Annotated in this window: 1 protein-coding gene and 1 pseudogene; both read left to right on the top strand. The window is 65.0% G+C overall.

Annotated elements, in window-relative coordinates:
- On the top strand, window positions 1-176 hold a 176-nt coding region (locus EOA29_RS39615), incomplete at its 5' end, for a TIM44-like domain-containing protein (protein ID WP_189479192.1).
- Window positions 177-198: 22 nt separating this feature from the next.
- Window positions 199-511, top strand: a pseudogene (locus tag EOA29_RS39610) (hypothetical protein); the annotation flags it as partial.

Here is a 511-nt window from a genome sequence, read left to right as displayed (position 1 = left end):
ATATCACGCTGCGCATCGTCAGCGAGCTGATTTCAGCGACCCGGGACAAGGTCGGCGCCGTCATCGACGGCGATCCCGAGAAAGTCGCCGAGGTCAAGGACGTCTGGACCTTCTTCCGCGACACCCGCTCGCGCGACCCGAACTGGAAGCTCGTCGCCACGGAAGAAGAAGACTGAGACAGAGCGGCGGGGCCCGGTCGTGCCGCTCTTTCCCACGTTCAGCGAAAAATCCTTCGGCGACTTGCCCGGTTGGGACGAGGACGATCACCTCGCCGCCTTCGCCGCGTTCAGACGTTCCGCTTTCCATGTGCTGACCAAGCCTTACCGCACCGGCTCGCTCGGCATCGATTTCAACGCCTTTGCCGGGACCTATGCCGAAGCGCGTTCCGTTTCGCCGGCGAATCGGTCGCAGGCGCGCTCTTTCTTCGAGCGTCATTTCGTTCCGGTGCTGGTGCCGGCCGACGATGCGTCCGGCGGCGCCGCCGACCAGGGCGCGTCGAGCACCACCGATG

The organism is Mesorhizobium sp. M1E.F.Ca.ET.063.01.1.1, from assembly GCF_003998155.1.
GTDB lineage: Bacteria > Pseudomonadota > Alphaproteobacteria > Rhizobiales > Rhizobiaceae > Mesorhizobium.
Note: the sequence above shows the minus strand (reverse complement) of the source record. Positions and strands in the feature narration are given on the sequence as shown.